The 18,526-nt window shown below is 33.7% G+C and carries 15 protein-coding genes and 1 pseudogene; 6 read left to right on the forward strand and 10 right to left on the reverse strand.

Going from position 1 to position 18,526, the window contains the following annotated elements; all coding sequences use genetic code 11:
- Positions 1-50: 50 nt before the first annotated feature.
- The 3 genes from JFT89_RS04760 to JFT89_RS04770 form a co-directional block, all read right to left on the reverse strand.
- A protein-coding gene (locus JFT89_RS04760; protein ID WP_201039536.1) for an IS3 family transposase occupies positions 51-1,381 on the reverse strand; the annotation gives its coding sequence in 2 pieces (ribosomal slippage) (positions 51-997 and positions 997-1,381; 1,332 coding nt in all).
- A 117-nt stretch (positions 1,382-1,498) separates the two neighbouring features.
- Entirely contained in the window at positions 1,499-2,857 is a 1,359-nt protein-coding gene (brnQ, locus tag JFT89_RS04765; RefSeq protein ID WP_016094266.1) for a branched-chain amino acid transport system II carrier protein, read from the reverse strand.
- Positions 2,858-3,095: 238 nt separating this feature from the next.
- Positions 3,096-3,788, reverse strand: a complete 693-nt coding sequence (locus JFT89_RS04770) for an FMN-dependent NADH-azoreductase (protein ID WP_201039538.1) — start codon at positions 3,786-3,788, stop codon at positions 3,096-3,098.
- 312 nt (positions 3,789-4,100) lie between these two features.
- Between JFT89_RS04770 and JFT89_RS04775 the strand changes: the two genes are divergently transcribed.
- A complete protein-coding gene (locus tag JFT89_RS04775; protein WP_016094269.1) occupies positions 4,101-5,066 on the forward strand; it encodes an arsenic resistance protein in 966 nt (321 codons plus the stop codon).
- 122 nt (positions 5,067-5,188) lie between these two features.
- On the opposite strand, the gene JFT89_RS04780 is transcribed toward JFT89_RS04775, so the two are convergent.
- On the reverse strand, positions 5,189-6,436 hold the full coding sequence (locus JFT89_RS04780; protein ID WP_016094270.1) for a DUF4153 domain-containing protein: 1,248 nt from the start codon (positions 6,434-6,436) through the stop codon (positions 5,189-5,191).
- Positions 6,437-6,940: 504 nt separating this feature from the next.
- On the reverse strand, positions 6,941-9,085 hold the full coding sequence (topB, locus tag JFT89_RS04785) for a DNA topoisomerase III (RefSeq protein WP_002012275.1): 2,145 nt from the start codon (positions 9,083-9,085) through the stop codon (positions 6,941-6,943).
- A 438-nt stretch (positions 9,086-9,523) separates the two neighbouring features.
- On the opposite strand from topB, the gene JFT89_RS04790 reads away from it, so the two are divergent.
- A complete protein-coding gene (locus JFT89_RS04790) occupies positions 9,524-10,069 on the forward strand; it encodes a hypothetical protein (protein ID WP_016094271.1) in 546 nt (181 codons plus the stop codon).
- A gap of 51 nt (positions 10,070-10,120) precedes the next feature.
- Here the strand turns inward: JFT89_RS04790 and JFT89_RS04795 are convergent, their stop codons facing one another.
- Positions 10,121-11,770, reverse strand: a complete 1,650-nt coding sequence (locus JFT89_RS04795) for a multicopper oxidase family protein (RefSeq protein ID WP_016094272.1) — start codon at positions 11,768-11,770, stop codon at positions 10,121-10,123.
- A 118-nt stretch (positions 11,771-11,888) separates the two neighbouring features.
- Positions 11,889-13,172 carry an aminopeptidase P family protein gene (locus JFT89_RS04800; protein ID WP_016094273.1) on the reverse strand — a complete coding sequence of 428 codons (1,284 nt, stop codon included), beginning with the start codon at positions 13,170-13,172 and terminating at the stop codon, positions 11,889-11,891.
- A 223-nt stretch (positions 13,173-13,395) separates the two neighbouring features.
- Here JFT89_RS04800 and JFT89_RS04805 point away from each other — a divergent pair, with 223 nt between their 5' ends.
- The gene (locus JFT89_RS04805; RefSeq protein WP_016094274.1) at positions 13,396-14,388 is read left to right on the forward strand and encodes a F510_1955 family glycosylhydrolase; all 993 of its coding nucleotides are present in this window, start codon (positions 13,396-13,398) and stop codon (positions 14,386-14,388) included.
- Between the two features lie 41 nt (positions 14,389-14,429).
- The gene (locus JFT89_RS04810; protein WP_229178773.1) at positions 14,430-14,744 is read left to right on the forward strand and encodes an urease accessory protein UreH domain-containing protein; all 315 of its coding nucleotides are present in this window, start codon (positions 14,430-14,432) and stop codon (positions 14,742-14,744) included.
- A gap of 54 nt (positions 14,745-14,798) precedes the next feature.
- Here the strand turns inward: JFT89_RS04810 and JFT89_RS04815 are convergent, their stop codons facing one another.
- Positions 14,799-15,671, reverse strand: coding sequence for a LysR family transcriptional regulator (locus JFT89_RS04815; RefSeq protein WP_016094275.1), 873 nt, complete (start codon positions 15,669-15,671; stop codon positions 14,799-14,801).
- A 143-nt stretch (positions 15,672-15,814) separates the two neighbouring features.
- Here JFT89_RS04815 and JFT89_RS04820 point away from each other — a divergent pair, with 143 nt between their 5' ends.
- Positions 15,815-16,522: an alpha/beta fold hydrolase gene (locus JFT89_RS04820; protein WP_016094276.1), complete on the forward strand. Its 708-nt coding sequence runs from the start codon at positions 15,815-15,817 to the stop codon at positions 16,520-16,522.
- 71 nt (positions 16,523-16,593) lie between these two features.
- On the opposite strand, the gene JFT89_RS04825 is transcribed toward JFT89_RS04820, so the two are convergent.
- The gene (locus JFT89_RS04825; RefSeq protein WP_201039540.1) at positions 16,594-17,508 is read right to left on the reverse strand and encodes a hypothetical protein; all 915 of its coding nucleotides are present in this window, start codon (positions 17,506-17,508) and stop codon (positions 16,594-16,596) included.
- A 246-nt stretch (positions 17,509-17,754) separates the two neighbouring features.
- Between JFT89_RS04825 and JFT89_RS04830 the strand changes: the two are divergent.
- Positions 17,755-17,984: pseudogene (locus JFT89_RS04830) on the forward strand (DUF896 domain-containing protein).
- Between the two features lie 50 nt (positions 17,985-18,034).
- On the opposite strand, the gene JFT89_RS04835 reads toward JFT89_RS04830, so the two are convergent.
- On the reverse strand, positions 18,035-18,517 hold the full coding sequence (locus JFT89_RS04835; protein WP_201039542.1) for a CcdC family protein: 483 nt from the start codon (positions 18,515-18,517) through the stop codon (positions 18,035-18,037).
- Between the last annotated feature and the right edge of the window lie 9 nt (positions 18,518-18,526).

Below are 18,526 nucleotides of genomic sequence, written 5' to 3' on the forward strand. Positions count from 1 at the left end.
TTATAGAATCAAATAATCTGTACCCTTTGTAAAGGACATTTTGAAAAAAGTTAGGCAACATCAAGAAGATGATTTCTGTATCCAACAGGAGTCATCTTTTTTAAATTCCATTGATATCTATAGTGATTATAGTACGTCATATATTTCTTAATCTCTTGTTTCAACTCAGTAAAAGACTCGCAAGGTTTTATATGTGCTTCATCTTTCAGATGACCAAAAAATGATTCTTGTGGAGCGTTATCCCAACAGTTCCCTCTTCTTGACATAGATTGTCCGAGCTTTAGCTTTTTGACTAATTTTTGGTAGGTAGGGCTTGTGTAGTGGGCTCCTTGATCTGAATGAATATATGCACCTTCAGTCAATCGAATCCTCTTATTCCGTTTTAGTTTATGAAGAGTTGTTGTTACGAGGTCTAATGTCATCTGTTCTGAAACATGGTAAGCTAAAATTTCATTGGTTGAGCCGTCTAAAATTGTAGATAAATAAGCTCTTTTATTCTTACCGTAAACTAAATAAGTGATATCTGTAAGAAGCGTTTTTCCTGGGGTGTTTTGTTTAAATTCTCGATTTAATTGATTCGGCACTACTCGATGTTCTTTTGAAGCTTTCAGCATTCTTTTATAAGGATTTGCTTTCCGAATCGGACAGACAATCTCATATTTTTTCATGATTCTACGGATACGCTTTAAATTGTAGACAACTTGAAAATGACCCACCAATGTCATTTTTATTTGACGAGCCCCTTTCTTTCGATTTCTAAATCGAAGTGCTTTTAATATGATTTCTTTCACGATTTCATCTTGATTGTTCTTTTGTTTCCGTTGTTCTTGAGATGAAATGGAAAAATAATTATAGTATCCCGAACGGGATACACCAGCTACTTTACACAAATAACTCACCATATTTCTTAAGTTATATTTTATGATGACAGAACGAATCAGGATATATTTCTGACTAGGTGATAAAGTTATTTCCTTCTCATCCTCCCTTCCATAAGTTTGATCTTTTTTAACAATTCATTTTCTGCCTTTAGTAAGTTCCGTTCGGCTTCTAAACGAGCATACTTCTCTTCTAACGTAAGCTCTCTCTCAAGAGTTCTTCCCGCGTTTTGGCGCGTATCTCGCAAACCAAATACACCATTTTTTCTGTAATCAGCACGCCATCTACTTCCTGATGACATAATTCGTTTCATTCCAATCATATCTATATCAAAACCACATTCTTCAAAAATATTTCGAGGTAGTTTTCCTTTCTCATTTTCCTCAATAAAAATACGCTTAAATTCATCTGTATAAGTGATACCTTTCTGACTTACAGATTTTATGTAGGGGTTATTTGATAGAATTTGAATGTCTCTTTCTGTAAATAGCTTTTTTGTCATTTTGAACTTTCTCCGATCCCAATTTTCTCTCATTATACAAGAAATACCCTATAGAATAGACTTTTTTTCAGTGTCTATTCTATAGGGTACATTTTAAAATTCTATAACTTTTTTTGTTTAACTTATTTTCTTATTTACATCAGCTGCTGGTTGCACTCCATTTTTCGTTTTTACAACGCTAATACCATAGCCGATAAATCCACCGATAATCGCTGGGAAGATCCAGCCTAATCCTACTTCCTGCATCGGAAGGAATTTAGTGAACACTTTGCTTACTACTTCAATGTTAACTCCAGCTGCACTTAATCCATCGAATAAGCTGATGATAAATGTTACGATTAAACTCACTTGATAAACTTCAGCTCTTCCTTTAAATAGTGAATGGAAGAATGTTAAGAAAATCAATACAATTGCTAGCGGATAAATTGCTGTTAATACTGGAACAGAAACTGCGATTAATTGTGTTAATCCTACGTTTGCAACAATTGCACTAAATACACATAGCGTGATTGCAATTGCTTTGTAAGGAATATTTGGGAATAACTTATGGAAGAATGAAGAACATGCTGATACAAGTCCCACACTAGTTGTTAAACAAGCAACTGTAATCATTAACCCTAATAATACTCCACCATATGATCCGAAATAGTAGTTAGAAACTTTCGCTAATACTTCTCCGCCGTTCTCTAAATGTCCAAGCTTCGCAACACTTGAAGCTCCCATATAAGAAAGTGCTGTATAAATAATTGCTAAAATAGATGCTGCAATGATTGTCGCTTTTGCACAAACGACCATAATTTGCGTTTTCGTTTTCGCACCTTTTTCTTTAATTGCATTAATGATGATGATTCCGAATACGAATGATGCGAGCGTATCCATTGTTAAGTATCCTTCTTGGAATCCTTTGAAAAATGCATGTGATGTATACCCTTCAACTGGTGCTTGCATTTCTCCAATCGGATTAATAAAAGCAACGACTACTAAAATACCGATGAATGTCAATTTAATTGGCGTTAATATTTTCCCAACAATATCGACAATTTTCGCAGGATTTAGCGAAAAAAAACAAGTGATGCTAAAGAATATAATTGTAAAAAGAATTAAAGGCGTAGAACCTAGTCCTTCTGGCATAAAAGGCTTAAGACCAATTTCATAAGATACATTTCCTGTTCTTGGTATTGCAAATAACGGACCGATCGCTAAGTATAAAACTGTTGTAAACACAATCCCGAATACCGGGTGAGCACGACTTGCTAATGACTGTAAATCATCTTTACCCGAAAAACCAAATGCTAGTACACCTAGTAATGGTAATCCAACACCTGTTACTAAAAATCCAGCGTTAGCAATCCATACATTCTCACCTGCTGATTGACCTAGCATAGCTGGGAATATTAAATTCCCTGCTCCAAAAAATAGTGCAAATAACATTAATCCGATAACTACTATGAACGAAAACGGTACTTTATTCGCCATAATATAACCCCCATTCAAATTTCCTTATTTCATTTTCCAATTTTAACTAATTGAATTTTCTGAATATTTAATTTAAGTATCAACTATTCTTGAACTTATTATAATTTGTTATATAATATTTTGCAATACTATTTTCAAACTTTTCATTTATTTTATAAATATACATTTTTTTACACGGAAAATAGACTAAAAAACCAACATGGTCATCCATGTTGGTTTTTCCATTTACTATCATTAATTAAAATTTCGCAGCTACTTTTTTAACGTTTTCTAAACCTTCTTCAACAATTTGTTGTGAGCGATCTGGATATTGATTGTGCCCTTCAATTACAACTGTCTCTGGATTTGTAATGCCCCAGAATCCAAGTACAGTTGTTACATAATTAACTGCCATTTCCATAGGAGCCATTTGTTCCGAAGAGTAATCTGAACCGCGAGCACCTAATACAACTACTTTCTTATCACCAACTAAACCTTCTGGACCGTTCGCTGTATATTTAAACGTTTTTCCAGCTTGAGAAAGATATGAAATGTAAGTAATTAATGGTGCTGGTACTGTAAAGTTCCATAATGGGAACGCAAATACTACTTTTTCAGCTTCTAAAAACTGATTTAAATATTGATCTACTGTTGCTACAGCCTTTTCTTCTTCTGCTGTTAGCTCCATTCCTTGACTACGTTTATACCCACCTGAAATAGCAATATTTCCGTAATATGGAAGGTCTAATGCAAATAAATCTAACTCCGTAATTTCTGTATTCGGATTTGCTTCCTTATAAGCACTTGCAAATGTTTCATACATCTTTGAACTAATTGCTTGCTCCGCTGGACGATCGTTCGCTTTTACAAATAATACTTTTGACATAGTTTTATTCTCCTCTACTTTTGTATTTTCTTCTTTTTTACCAAATAACGAGCTAAATAATCCCATTTTTTTCACCTAAACTTTCTTATCATATTCATTATTCATCATCATAAAAATTCTTATTCTAATAAAAAGTTCCAATAGATACCTTAACCTAAGTAACTCGAAACTTTTTGTTATTTAATTACCTTATGTAAGTGATTGTAATACATCAACTTACTTTAGTCAAGTAACTTCTCAAAAAGAAAAATATCTTGGATTAAAAATAATAAAGAAATATATTTCCTCATTCAAAATGATAAATTCGAAAACACATAAGTGAAATCCCTTGTATAATACAACTAGAGAGAGAAATTCATCTATAGAGAGGATTTATTAATGAGTACTTTAGAAAAGATTCAAACCTTTATCATTCTTGCAGCTGTTATATTCGGGGTTATATTAGGACAATTTAATATGATACATATGTATTCGGAAAAATTTATTGTTCCCTTCTTATTTTTCATGCTTTATGGATTATTCCTCAGCATCCCATTAAATGATATAAAAAATGGCTTCCGTAACTTAAAATTCGCTGGAACAAGCCTAGGTATTAACTTTATATGGACACCTTTTCTCGCTTGGGGATTAGGCGCATTATTTCTTTCAGATCACCCCGCACTTTGGGTTGGCTTTATTATGTTAATGGTTACTCCGTGTACAGACTGGTATTTAATTTTCACAGAGATCGCAAAAGGTAACGTCGCATTATCTACATCAATTCTACCAGTAAATTTAATTTTACAAGTATTATTGCTGCCAATTTATTTGTTTTTATTTGCTGGTGTAATGAAAACTGTAGCGGTTTCTGTTTTAGTAGAAAGTATTGTTATCGTAATCGTCTTACCATTTTTACTTGCGCACGCTACAAAATTCATTATGCATAAAATGAAAAAAGTTGAAACACTTGAGAATAAACTCATTCCATTTTTCAGCTCTGCTCAAATTGTATTTTTAAGTTTAGCAATAGTAGCGATGTTTGCCTCACAAGGTAAGTACTTATTACAAAATATGAATGTTGTTTTATTGTTACTTATACCAGTATTACTGTTCTTCATGATTAACTTTATACTAGGACAGTTTGTAGGACGTATGATGCATTTATCCTATGAAGACACTGTCAGCCTCAGCTTAACAACATTAGCGAGAAACTCGCCTGTTGCACTCGCTATTGCTGTAACAGCTTTTCCAGACGAGCCTCTTATTGCACTTGCATTAGTTATTGGGCCGTTAATTGAGTTGCCCGTTCTGACTTGTGTTTCACAAGTGTTATTGCTTATCAAGAAAAAGCAGCAATACACATAAAAAAACGTCCTACTTTGGGACGTTTTTTTTGTCGAGAAATTATAGAATTAACGCTACTTATCGGCTCTAAGGATTTTATACGTTATAGAAAATTAGCTTGTCGTTACATTAACAAAGCCTTTCTAATTAAACATTATAGGAAAAGTAAATATAACGAAAGCTGCCCAAAGTCCGTAGATTGGCAAATACTTCGTAACGGCGTCTTGGATAGCTGTCGGTCCTGATTTGTTTTGTAGAAAACGCATATAGGATAACATAATCCAAATGAGATTTGCCCAAATCAGTATGTTTACGCCTAAAACAGCAAGTCTATTAGGTGTAATCCCGTAAGAAGAAAGTCTGAATACGATAGCTGATAAAGCCACAGTGTCAATAATAAGCGCAAGAACAATTAAGGCAAAATTGATATAATCTGAAATGTTCTTTCTCTCGTCTGAATCACTCTCAACAATGGAAAATATGGTAACAGCCAATACACCAAGGAGTATTCCGTTGAAGGCCATTAGGAAATTGCGGTCCAAGAACGGATTTTTCCCGACCCATATAACCGTTATAAGATAAATCAACAATGTGATCAGTACGAGAGGACTAAAAATTTTAGATATGTATGGTGTAATATTCTTAGCAAGTTTAAGATTCATTGATGCCAAGTATGCAGCCACAATAGCGAGAGCGGCAGCACCAAATAAAATAACATTACTAAAATAGAAGTCTTCTATATTCAAGTCAACAAACCTAAATAACTGCATGGTTAATGCTGCTAGTACCATTCCGCTCACTGCCATGCTGGCGTAGAGAATACAATATTCCAAATTAAATTTAATATAAGCTAATCTCGTACTTCCTTTTGAATATTCATTTCCTGTAAACGCAAGCCCTACTAAGACCCATAAGAATATAGGAAGATGTAAATAAGCAAGGATACTGCTGTCTTTATAATTTAATGGCAACATATTAAGATACAACCCGGAAATTAGGAACAACGCCGCAAGGAAATAAATAATACTTTTTTTCGGAGTATTATTGTAAACAAAATAAGCAGCAATAAAGGGAATTACACCAAAAGCCAAGTTAATTGGAGCAATTGCTCCCTGTTCGACAAAATGGAAGATTACCCTGGTGCTTAGCCCTGCCAGAATAGCTAAAATGCCCATGAAGAAGAAACCTTTTTGAAACAATGAAGGTTTTTCTGTATTTGCCGTCTCCTTGAAATGCAATCTTTCATACCAAGCACCAAGAACCTGAGAATCAGGGTTTTCATCCCATGCTTGTGAGAATGACTTTTTAAAAGCTTTCGGGTCTTTTCTATACATTCTCTCCAACTCATGAGGGTTATCCATATTTTCAATTATCACATTGTTAACCTCCATATTTATACCTCCTCTAATTTTAAAAATAACGTTGTTACCTTTTCCATAAAAAGCACCACACTTATTTATTCTGATTTTGATTTTAATATAAATGTTATCGTTTTGCAATAAATTTTTATTATTTTAGATAATGTTTTTATTGTATTTTTTCATTCCAAGCGAAAACAAAAAGCATTCCTCATTCAAAGAAATGCTCTATCACTTTTTATAAACATCGGTGTAAGCTACTTTCAGCTGTTCTCTCCATTGCTTGTTTTTATTTTCTAATTTCTTATTTTTCCTTTATATAAAAGAAATGATCAAAATGATATAAACGTCCAATTTAATGACACCTTTTCAAGCAATTATTTCAAATAAATTTTAGTGCTAGTATACAAAATTCTGTAATTATAAAATAAAAAAGCATGACATAAAATTGTCATGCTTTTTCTTTTCTATCTATATTTTCAAACCTAATACAGCACATTTTAATCGGGAAAGAGCTTTTTCATTTGTTGAAACCACTTAATTCTCAAACACAAAATTAATCTTATTATCTTTCCACTCTAACTTCGCATCAAACGTTTTCTCGCCTTTTTTAAAGCCTTTAATTAAATCGGTCTTCTCACCTTTTAATAGCTTCGTCATGTTTTTTTGCGAAATAGCTTTGCTTAAAATCTTCTTCGAGATGGTAAAGTCACATTGTGTTGTATTGTAGTTAGAACAACCGTAAAACGTCGACTTATCAATAACATCGCCATCACATTTTTTACAGTTCCCGACCTTTTTACCTGTTGTAAATTTCGATCCTTTTCGTTCAATCGATTCAACATGTAATCCGGTGAAATCCCATTTCTCCGACATTTCTACCGCGTCTTCAATAATTTTAGCTGATAATTTTTTCGTTTGCTCCATAAATGTCGCTGGTGAAGCTGTACCTTCTCCAATTTCCGCAAGGCGTTGCTCCCATTTTGCTGTCATTTCTGGTGAAGCCAGTATTTTATCACCAATTGCTGTAATTAATACTTTCCCTTTATCTGTCGCGTACACTTGGTTTTTCTGTACATCTATATATTTACGGTCTTTCAGCATTGTAATAATACCAGCACGAGTTGCCTCTGTACCTAAACCTTCTGTTTTCTTCAATACTTTCTCAAGCTCTTCATTCTCTAAATACTTACCGGCCGTTTTCATTAACGTAATAAGTTGTCCTTCTGTATAGCGTTTCGGTGGCTGTGTTTTTCCTTCTTTCACTTTCACCTTTACAACTTTGCCTTGTTCACCTTCAGCTACAATTGGAAGAATCGTTTCGTCATCTTTATCGTCTTGGAAAATAACTTTACGCCAACCTTCTTGAATTTGCTGTTTTCCTTTCGAAATGAACGCAGCACGTTCGTCTACAAGAGTTGTAATCGTTGTGTAGTCAAAGATTGCTACTTCATAATGCGCCGCAATAAGTCTTCTTACGATCATATCGTAAATTTTCTTTTCATCACCTGATAGTTTGCTTGGATTTGTCACTTGCTCTGTCGGTATAATTGCGTAGTGATCTGTAACTTTCTTTTCATTCACATAACGCTTATTATTCATAATCGATTCAATTGGTGCTGGCAATAAACCTTTATATTCATCAAACTGACTTAACTTCTGTAAAATATCAGGGAACGTCGCTGCTTCTCCTTGTGTAACATAGTTAGAATCCGAACGTGGATAAGAGACTATCCCTTTTTGATATAGTGCTTGTGTTATATCAAGCGTCTTTTTCGGCGAAAATTTAAAAGCTTTATTCGCCGTTGCTTGCAGTGCTGATAAATTAAATAAAAACGGCGGCTGAAACTCTTTACGCTCCGTTTTCATTTCTTTTACTACAGCCGGTTTGTTTTGACAAAACGCTGCAATTTTATTTGCCAAATCAGGATCATTTAAGCGGGACTCATTATCTTTCTCCCATTTCCCCTCATACTTCTTTCCTTCTATATTAAAGGTTGCGAACACTTCCCAAAACGGCTCTGACTTAAAGTTCTCTATTTCTTTTTCACGCTTTACGATCAATGCTAATGTTGGTGTTTGCACACGACCAGCGGAAAACACATCATTCATTCCCTTTTTCTTTAGCAAAATGCTAAAGACACGCGATGCATTCATACCAACGACCCAGTCAGCGCAAGATCTTGTATATGCTTCATAATACGTATTAATCGTATCTGCTTCATCTAGTAAGTTTTTAAATCCTTGATAAATAGCTTGTTTCGTTAAAGATGAAATCCAAAGACGCTTCATTGGCTTTTGCACGTTGCAAAGATTAATAATGTTTCGTACGATCAATTCCCCTTCACGCCCAGCATCGCCCGCGTGAATAATTTCTGTTACCTGAGGATTATGTAACAGCTGTTTCACAACGTTAAATTGCTTATACTTTGACTTTGTTACCTCAAACTGAAAACGCTCTGGAATCATCGGTAATGTATTTAATGACCATTTCTTCCACTCAGCGTGATAATGTTCTGGATTACATAACTGCGTCAAATGACCAATTGCCCATGTACAGTACGCTCCATTTGGAAATAACTCATTTGCTTCTACTTCTAAATATCCATCTTTCCGGCGATATTTAAACTGTGAAACAAGAGCCAAACCTTGATCTGGTTTCTCGGCAATAATTAATTTCATTTTATAACTCCCTATCTGTATTCCAGTGTTACTTTTATTGTCTATATGTTTAGAGGCGATGATAATACAACAATCTTATTTATCATTCGCGGTTTGTCTCACAAATGGGAGACCTATAATATTATACGCTTATTCTTTATAGCTTCACAATAGAAACTCATTATATAACACTTTCTTTCGCATGCTCACAAACAAAAAAGACGCCCCAAAATCGAGCGTCCTTTCCATTCACTACTATTTGCGTTCATATATTCTATAAAATTTTAAATACAACAATTCCTTATGAAGCATCGTCTACTAAGACAACCATCATTATTTAAAAATTATATTGAACTTACCTTTTTTAAATTGTGCAGATAATTTGCAGATATATATTAGCATAAATACTCTCCATTTGAACATATGATGAAGTGAATGATAGGACAGGGAGGTATCATGATGTTTGCTTATACGTTAACTGCCTTAACACTTTGTTGTATCTCGATTATTATTACATCATATATTTCTAAATGTAAGGGTACCCTAATGGAGTATATGGTATTTATTATGTCTTTTAGTATGAGTATCGGTTTAAGTATAGGTTTTTATTTAGGTATTCTCTTTAAAGGAGAATTACTATATTCTACTTTACTTGCTATTTTGATTAGTGGTTTTATCGGTTTTTTAGTCGGTCTACGTTTTCACCTGTATACTGCCTTAGAAGGAATGTTCTCTGGTTTAATGGCAAGTATGATGGGAGCAATGATTACAGAAATGTTAAACGCTCAACAAGCTCATAGTATACTGTTTATTAGTCTTTTACTTACTATAACGATAACTATGTCATGTATGATTCAGCTTTTATCAGAAACCTTCTCTACTTATATCCATCGTCGGTTTCTATTATTACTTTCCATTAGCATAGTAATTGTTCTTACTGTATTCGTGACATTCCCCGATCATACTCCCCCATCTTCATCCGGGCACGATCAACATATGCATTAACACTTGCAACGAAAATGAATAAGCAGCTATCCATAGGATAACTGCTTCATATTATTCTGGCTTATTAGGAATGTTAGGGTTTGGAACATAATCAGATTTGTAATCTGTATATTTCACTTCTGTTACCATCCCGGCTGAAGCATGGTGTAAATCATGACAGTGGAACATCCATTCACCCGGATTGTCTGCTACAAAGGCTACTTCATATTCTTTTCCTGGTTTTAAGTTCAAAGTGTCTTTAACAATTGGAGAACCTTCTACCGGTTTTCCATCTTTACTTAACACCTGGAAGAAATGACCGTGTAAATGCATCGGATGATCGTCCGCTTTAGAGCGATTTACTAATTTTACTTTTACTAAGTCACCCTTTTTCACTGAAATTGGGTCAATATCTGGGAATACCTTTCCGTTAATTGTATATACCATTTCATTTCCATTCATTTGCGTATTCAAGTCCATATTATATGTGGCAGTATACTGTTGATCTAACGTGAAACTACCTAATTTTTTAGCGCCATATTTCGTCATATCTAATTTCGGTAATTTTTCTTTTTCATCTGCTTTGTCTTTCATCTCTTTGCTTCCATCATATTCAATAACAGCTTTCATTCCTTTTGCACCCTTATTTTCTGAATGGTCTTCAACGTACCATTTCCCAGGATTGTTAGCTGTAAATTCAACATCATAACGTTCACCCGGTGCAATTGAAATTACTTTGTCTTTTATAACTTTTGGATCATTAATTGGTTGACCATCTGTCGCAATTACTTTTATATCATGACCGTGAACGTGTATATCATGTGATAGATAACCCGCATTAACGAGTCGAAGACGAACTTTATCACCCTTATTCACTTTTAACAGCTCTACTAAATCTCCGCTTTTACCATTGATTGTGAATAAGTCATACATACTCATATCATGACCTTCCATCTTCATATTTCCATGGTCCATTCCTGCCATATTACTAGAGTCTTTTTTATCACTGTCCATACCGGAATGATTCATGCCTTTCATATCATCATTCTTTTTCGTATTTTCATTATCCTTACTAGATTTATTACCGTCTGCTTTTTCTGTTTGTCCTTTTGTCATTTCTTTTAACTGCTTATTAATTCCTTCTTTATCTGTTACCCATTCATCTAACATTAATGTGTAATCTTTATCATACTTTTCATTTGTATCCTCTACAATAAGAGCACCATACAAGCCTCTATCTAGTTGATTTACAGAATCTTGATGTGAATGATACCAATACGTTCCTGGTACGTTCGCTTCAAATTCATAGGTGAAACTTTTTCCTGATTCCACCGCATCTTGTGTCACGCCTGGAATTCCATCCATGTTATTTGGGACAGGATACCCATGCCAATGAATAGATACTGGTGCAGGTAATTCATTTTTTAATGTCACTTTAACCTTTTTACCTTTTTCCACCCTAATTTCTGGACCCGGGGATGAACCATTAAATGTCCAGACTGGAACAATAACACCGCTACTTAGCTTTTGTTTTTCTTCTTTCGCTACTAAAGTAACTTCTGGCCCTTTTACAACTTTCAATGGTTTTGTAGCCGTTTCAGTCTGTGTTGTTTTTTTGTCGTTCATATTTTTATGATCATTTGTTGTATTTGTGGTCGCAGAACATGCAGCAATTAAAGATATTACGGAGACTGTAACTGCTGTTAATACAAATCTCTTCATCGAAAACCCCTCCCTTTTCTTTTTCAAAATCATTATAAAAGATGATTTTCAAGAAAATATGGAGATTTAAAATGAACAAAATAAAAAGGCGCTCAAAATTGAGCGCCTCTTCTAATAATTATTTCGTAACAACTTCATCTTCTTTTACATTCACATTATTTTCACTCATAAACTCTTCAATCTCTTCAACTTCTCTAATGATATCTTTTGACAAGTTTTCATACCCATCTTTTGTTACAAGGATATCATCTTCAATACGAATTCCAATTGATTCTTCTTCAATATAAAGACCAGGTTCGATTGTTATAACCATACCTTCTTCTAACACTCTATCTTTGTATGTTCCTACATCGTGAGTATCTAAACCAAGAAAGTGACTGACACCATGATAATAATATTTAGATAGTTCCTCATCTTCTTGAATTAAACCAATAGCTTTACACTCTTCTGCTAGTACTTTTTTTGTATGCTCATTTAATGCAGCAAACTTTAATCCTGGCTTAATAAGCTCCGTTGTTTCTTTCAATGCTTTTAACACGATATTATATATTTGTTTTTGGCGACTAGAGAATGTTCCACTAGCTGGGAATGTGTAACTAATATCAGCGTTGTAGTAATCTTTTTGAGCACCTAAATCGAGCAGTACTAAATCACCATTTTGTATTTGTGCATCATTATTTTCATAATGAAGGACTGTAGCATTTTTACCGCTCGCTAAAATTGTATTAAACGCATGATGTTTAATTCCAGATGATTTAAGTGTAAAATCAAAATGAGCTTCTAATTCATATTCCATCACATCTGCTTTTGCATGCTTCAGCACGTTATAAATACCCTCTTTAGTTACAGCAATCGCTTCTTTAATGATTTCAATTTCTTCTTCCGTTTTAAACACTCGTAATTCACAAATATACGGATATACATTACCAATTAAAACGTGTGGATACTGTTCTCTTACATGTTTAGCAAACGCTAACGTTTTCGTCTCAGTACCCTTCCACTCTCGACGCTCTAAATCTAAATACAGATGCTTCACATTTTCTGTGAAAAGTGTATTTGCCATTGTCTTCTCAAAGCTTTCTATATACACAACTTTTTTTATGCCTGAAATTTGTTCTGCATCTTCTTTAGAAACTGTTTTACCGTCCCATTTTTCCATTACTGGATCTGATTTTTCAATGAAAAGAGTTTCTTCCACACTATTTCCAAACTTTTTCAACATGAAAATAACATTTGGCTCATCGATTCCCGTTAAATAGTAAAAATTTCGATTCGGCACAAATTTATAATGTGCATCGGCTGACATATGAGGTGCTTGTCCAGCAAATAAAATAGTAATAGATTCATCCGATAATGTGTTTACTAATCGTTCTCTATTTTGAGCAAAAAATGTTGATTTCATAATAATCCCCCTAGCGTTCTATGTATAATTTTGAAACTGATTATCCAATATAATTCATTCTATTATTGTTATAATTTTTCGTCAATTAATAGTACTCATAGAGAAAAGAAAATTTTCATTACTAGGGCCCCTTCCGCTCTAAATTATGCATACCACTCCACAATTTCTTGACATTTATTCCATATACTTAAAATCTCATATATATAGAAAGGAGTCTACAAAAGTGAAACATTATGTAGCAACAGGGTTAGCAATTACTTCTTTATTAATAATTACAGGATGTTCTAGCAATGTCGAAACAGCACCAGTAAAAAAAGAAACCGTGCAATCTCAACCCAAAAATACAGAAACAGCAAATACGATTCCGCAAAACTTCTATAAAGAAATTACATCCGGAAAAATCGCGCACATTCATGGAATTGGCTATGCAGGAAATATGCCAGGGATTTCTATCGCAACTCATAGTGGTATAAAAGTTTATCAAAATGGCAAATGGCTTGAAACTACGACTGAGCTACATGATTATATGGGATTTCAGGCAACGAAGAACGGATTCTTTGCCAGCGGGCATCCGGAACTGGGTGCAAATTTAAAAAACCCTTTAGGATTAATGAAAAGTTCTGATGGCGGCAATAACCTTGAAAAGCTAGCATTCTATGGAGAATCTGATTTTCATAACCTTGCTGTCGGATATAATACGGAAGCGATTTATTTATACAATGAGCGTCCTAATTCTAAATTAGAACAAGGTTTTTATTTCAGTACGGACAACGGACAAGAATGGAAAAATAGTAAGTTAAACGGTCTTTCAAGTACAATCCATTCCTTTTCAGCACATCCAGATCAATCTAGTGTAGTCGCGGTAAGTGCTAAAGACGGTGTATATTTGTCTACAGATTACGGGAATACTTTTAAATTATTCTCTAAATCTCTTGAATCGACAGCAGTTACATTTAGCGATGAAGATGTCATTTATGCCCCTATTAATAAGGAAAACAAACAAATGATAACGAAGAAATCGATCGCTACAAATGAAGAAACGAACTTACAGATTCCATCTTTAGATTCTAAAGATACAATTATGTACATATCACAAAATCCTCAAAATTCAGCTGAAATAGTTTTTGCTACAATGAAAGCAAATGTGTTCCTCTCTACAGATGACGGTAAAACGTGGAAACAGCTTACTAAAAATGGAACTTATCAGGTATTATAAAAGGAAGAAGTTTCTTCTCTACCATCTTCCCTATCAAATTTATACGAAAACAAAATGAGGTTGGCTCATTTTTACTTGGATTCTTCTTCTCTTTAGCTTTCTGTCCAACTATGTTCGTTCTGTTTTTTGGAACGTTAATCCCTTTATCTTTATCATCTAATTATGGGTATTTGTTTCCTACATTCTTTTCGATAGGGACTGCTCTCCCTATCGTTATATTAATGTTCATCATCTCCTACCTTGGATTAAATGGGAATTTACTGAAAAAGAGCCGAAAAATAGGAAAAAACATTCAGCATATAGCCGGTGTTCTCCTTATATTAATCGGGCTTTATGATACTGTCCTATATTGGTAATACACACAAAAGGTAAGCTTCAGTGAAATGAGCTTACCTTTTGTATCATTTTATTCATTTTTTCTTTTGTTGTAGTTGGCTTAATAAATTCGTAACAAACGTCAGAAACAATGGGTCATTTTCTTTTTTAGGTGACCATTGCATAATAAGTTGCCGTGGAATTTTAATTTCAATCGGTTGCACGATGAAGTCATGAATAATTTGTTTATGAAGTCCTGATAACGGAACGATTGTTATACCGTTAACTTGTAAAGCCAGTGCTAACGCCGAACTAATTGTCTCTGATTCCATCACTTTATTAACTACTATTTCATTTTTTATCAAATATGGTTCAAGTACTTCTTTACAACCAGAGAGCGGCATTATAAAAGGATAATTTTTCAACTCTTTCATTGTAAGACCAGATGGAACTGACTTAGAAGAAACCATAACATACGGATCTTCACCAATTACATCATAATGAAATCCTGGTATTAAATTTTCTTTTATAGAAATAGAAAAATCTGCACTTCCAGAAGACAGCCAATCTAACACTTCTTGATAGCTTCCTTCTCGAACTGCAAGCACATACTGACTTTGATCAAAATTACCTAGTTCGATACACTCCGCCAAACAATATACAGTAACTGAAGGATATGTAGCTAATACAATCTTATACAAGTTATTATTTTTTAATTGTAAAGCTGTTTCTTCAAGGTTTTCATACTCCATTAGAAGTCGATCTACACAAACTAAAAATTCTTTTCCATTTTCAGTTAAAACAGTTCCTTGTCTAGAGCGATCAAATAATGTTATAGCATATCGTTTCTCTAATTTGTTTACGATATGAGTTATAGCCGGCTGTGTCATATGTAACTCCTTAGCTGCTAAACTAATGCTGTTCAAACGAGCCACGTATTTAAAAACTTTAAAATCAAAAACGTTCATTCTGTTCTCCTTATATAAAAGTTATTTATATCATCTATAAATAAGCTTCATTATATTTATCAACCCACTTCATATACACTAATTATACATCATCAATATCACGAAAGAATAAATCTTATAATCATTAGAGGAGTGTTGGTTAAATGAGTACTTACGTTTTAGTACATGGAGCATGGCAAGGCGAATGGGCATGGGAATTTGTAAAACCTCAGTTAGAGGCTTTCGGACATACAGTTATTACACTAGACTTACCTGGAAGCGGTAAAGATACGACTCCTTCTCAGAATGTAACGTTAGATTCCTATGTTAATGCAGTAACGGATGCGATACATCAACAAAATGAAAATGTTATTCTCGTTGGACATAGTATGGGCGGCATTGTTATTACACAAACAGCTGAATATATACCAAATAAAATCGATAAATTAGTTTATCTTTGCGCATTCTTACCACAAAACGGTGAAAGTCTTGGTAGTAAATTAAATGGAGAAAACGGACCACAATTCTCTATAAATGAGAAAGACTTGACTGCAGAACTTATACCAGAGTTGATTGAACAAACATTTTTAAATGCTACAGAAGACGGTTCTATTAAAGAAGCATCTTTTAATCAAATGCGTCCTCAACCGCTAGGACCGTTCCAACAAGAGCTAAAAATATCAGAAGAGAACTTTGGAACTGTAAATCGTATTTATATCGAAACAACTCTAGATAGAGCGATTCCGATTGATTTTCAGCGCCGAATGAATACAGAAACTCCTTGCACGAAAATAATTACTTTGGAAGCTGATCATTCACCATTCTTTTCTAAAGCTACAGAACTTGTTAATTACTTAAATGAATTAAGCTAAATTTCATTTAATGAAAATAGACACCCGCGGGTGTCTATTTATTATGCTAACTAAGGATTGTATTTTCTTCTCTACATTTGCATTCCCTTTTGCTTCATCTCCCACTTTTTATACAGTAGTACTGCCCCAAATAAAAATACCCCCGCAATGAATGAGCCTACTGGTAACATCTTTATCATTTCATCAGGAAATACGAGCGGTAATAATGGGAATGCATATGTTGCTGGAATGCGTACTCCAACGATTTTTAATAAAATAAGCATTAAAATCATATTTAATAAAGTAACTAGAATCCATGAATCGATTGCAAAGTACAATAAAGTTCCAACAGTTGCCGATATAGTTAATACTAGTATTTGTTTAAATGCCATTTTTTCATTGTACATCGGTTTTTGAAGCGATTCATACACAACAACTAATATTGGCGGAATAGCCGCTAATTGTTCATAACCAGTGATCCAACATATACTTATCCATACAAAATTTAGTATTAAAAATACAACCATATATTTATATTGTATCTTCACTTTTCTCTCAAGACCGTTATTCAGTTTAAATATAAGAACACCAATCATTAAAATAAATGTCAAAACGAAGACTGAGATAACAAATGACCATTCCGTCGCATTTGTTACTAATGGTAATAAACCTGTCGCAATAGATGGTGCTAAATTGGATTGAATAACACGTAAAAACAACATCATTAATATAAGTGTTAAGCTAACTTTTCCTATATAGGAAATGTCCATTTGATTCACTACAAAACCAATAACAGCTGTTATTGACGGCGCAATAAAGATTTTTTCTGGTTGTCTTAGCCATCCCGGCTCACGATATGCCCATAAAGCTATTGCCATCGCAGCTATTTCCGGCAAAATGACTTCTGGATCATTTAATAACACACCTGCTGTTACCATAGCTACAATAAATAAAATAGCAATCGTATATGAGATGATTGTTTCTTTCCTTGAAATTACTGAATTCATTATTACATACTCCTTTTTGCTTATTACTCTCATAAAGTAAAACAATACCTTATATACCCTACTAAGGTATTGTATATTAACATCTTTTCTATTTCAAGTATTTGTAGTTTTTTCATTCTTTATCACCCCATACACTTACAAAACAAGGAATGTTTATAGGCATTGACACTTATTAAAAGATACGTTAAAATAACTATAAATTAGTAAGTAACTAATGTAATTAAATCTAACTAGAGGTGAAAACAAATGAAAAACATTTTATTCCGTATTAACGAATTATCAAAAAAGAAAGAACATCTGGATTAACAGTTGATGAAAAACAAGAACAACAAATGTTGCGTCAAAACTATACAAAAACATTTCGCGGGAGCTTAGATTCCATTTTATTAAACACAAAAATTGTTGATCACAATGGTCTTAACGTTACACCAGTTGCATTACAAGATGCTCAAATACGTTTGAAATTAAGCAAATGAAATCAAGGCTAAAAAAACGATCGTATAAAACATAAAAAGAGCTGGATTTCCTATATAGAAATTCCAGCTCTTTTTATTGTCTTTTCTAATTTAGTAAACGAGCGATACATCGCAACTCTCCACGATACAATCATCGCAAATGCGAGTAAGAAAAACATTCCGCTTAACTGCGATAAATCAATCGATTGACTTAAATATGATTTTAATGCTACTCGTACTGCTAATAATCCAACTAAAATAAATATAAATGCTTTAGACGGTTTCATATATATATGTTCGCCTCTTATTTCGAACTTAGTTGTTTTAATTAGAAATATAGAGAAAATAAGTCCTACACTAATTGCCTCTACTATTTCTAAAGATGTTAATCGAAACTCTGGTAAGAAGTACATCATTGCACCCGTACTCATAAAAATTGGTGGTAATATAATTTTCTTTTTCACTATCGGTTTTTTCGCTGACTTAAAGCGAAGAAACATTACACCAACAGCCATACATACTGCTACGATACTTGATAAAAGTGCTAAACTCATACTCTCCAC

The sequence above is a fragment of the Bacillus sp. TH25 genome, assembly GCF_016650935.1.
Lineage (GTDB): Bacteria > Bacillota > Bacilli > Bacillales > Bacillaceae_G > Bacillus_A > Bacillus_A mycoides.

Bases quoted from the DNA above. Each gene is read 5' to 3' on its own strand.
- JFT89_RS04820 (WP_016094276.1), top strand. From the start codon at position 15,815: ATGAGTACTTACGTTTTAGTACATGGAGCATGGCAAGGCGAATGGGCA.
- JFT89_RS04825 (WP_201039540.1), bottom strand. From the start codon at position 17,508: ATGAATTCAGTAATTTCAAGGAAAGAAACAATCATCTCATATACGATT.
- JFT89_RS04800 (WP_016094273.1), bottom strand. From the start codon at position 13,172: ATGAAATCAACATTTTTTGCTCAAAATAGAGAACGATTAGTAAACACA.
- brnQ (WP_016094266.1), bottom strand. From the start codon at position 2,857: ATGGCGAATAAAGTACCGTTTTCGTTCATAGTAGTTATCGGATTAATG.
- JFT89_RS04835 (WP_201039542.1), bottom strand. From the start codon at position 18,517: ATGAGTTTAGCACTTTTATCAAGTATCGTAGCAGTATGTATGGCTGTT.
- JFT89_RS04780 (WP_016094270.1), bottom strand. From the start codon at position 6,436: ATGGAGGTTAACAATGTGATAATTGAAAATATGGATAACCCTCATGAG.
- JFT89_RS04775 (WP_016094269.1), top strand. From the start codon at position 4,101: ATGAGTACTTTAGAAAAGATTCAAACCTTTATCATTCTTGCAGCTGTT.
- topB (WP_002012275.1), bottom strand. From the start codon at position 9,085: ATGAAATTAATTATTGCCGAGAAACCAGATCAAGGTTTGGCTCTTGTT.
- JFT89_RS04770 (WP_201039538.1), bottom strand. From the start codon at position 3,788: ATGGGATTATTTAGCTCGTTATTTGGTAAAAAAGAAGAAAATACAAAA.
- JFT89_RS04815 (WP_016094275.1), bottom strand. From the start codon at position 15,671: ATGAACGTTTTTGATTTTAAAGTTTTTAAATACGTGGCTCGTTTGAAC.
- JFT89_RS04790 (WP_016094271.1), top strand. From the start codon at position 9,524: ATGTTTGCTTATACGTTAACTGCCTTAACACTTTGTTGTATCTCGATT.
- JFT89_RS04795 (WP_016094272.1), bottom strand. From the start codon at position 11,770: ATGAAGAGATTTGTATTAACAGCAGTTACAGTCTCCGTAATATCTTTA.